The organism is Stenotrophomonas sp. SbOxS2 (assembly GCF_013416715.1).
Lineage (GTDB): Bacteria > Pseudomonadota > Gammaproteobacteria > Xanthomonadales > Xanthomonadaceae > Stenotrophomonas > Stenotrophomonas lactitubi.
In genome coordinates this window covers 1-655 of record NZ_JAAVXD010000021.1, presented here as the reverse complement: position 1 = coordinate 655, position 655 = coordinate 1, and the positions used below count along the sequence as shown (strand labels likewise).

Sequence of the window (655 nt, the reverse complement as noted above, 5' to 3'; positions counted from 1 at the left end):
GAGGACGACGGCGCGCACGTCGCTGGCGCGGCCGAGGGCGCGGAACAGGTCGGTCAGTTCCTCGTAGCTCTCGAAGGTCAGCGGGTTCTTCTTCTCGGGCCGGTTCAGCGTGATGGTGGCGACGCGGCCGTCGGCATCAGTCTCGAACAGGAAGTGCTTGGCCGTGTGGTCCTTGAACGGACGCTTCTTGTCCTGCATCGGGTTGGTCATCGTCATCCTCCCAAAACTTCGCCGCCGGCGACTGCTATCGCCTGGCCTGTGATTGCGGTGGCCCGTTCCGAGGCGAGCCAAAGCACGGTGTCGGCCACTTCCTGCGGCGTCACTAGCCGCCCCTGCGGGTTGGCGCGGGCGAGCGTGGCGCGCGCCTCCTCAGTCGACCGGCCGGTCTTGCCGGTAATGGTCTCGACAGCATTGTCGAGCAGCGGCGTGTCGGTGAAACCGGGGCAGACCGCATTGACGGTGACGTCAGTGCGGGCGAGCTCCAGCGCCAGCGCGCGGGTCATGCCGACCACGCCATGCTTAGAGGCGCAGTAGGCTGAAACGTAGGCGTAGCCGGTGAGGCCCGCTGTGCTGGCGACATTGACGATGCGGCCATTGCCGGCGCGCCTGACCGAGGCGAGCGCTGCCTGTGTGACGAGAAACGTGCCGGTCAGGT

General features: G+C 67.0%; 1 protein-coding gene and 1 pseudogene. Both read right to left on the bottom strand.

What is annotated here, in order from left to right:
* A pseudogene (locus HFK18_RS21605) lies at positions 1–210 on the bottom strand (enoyl-CoA hydratase); the annotation flags it as partial.
* A 2-nt stretch (positions 211–212) separates the two neighbouring features.
* Positions 213–655: SDR family oxidoreductase (locus HFK18_RS21600; protein WP_180167807.1), on the bottom strand; the 443-nt coding region annotated here is incomplete at its 5' end.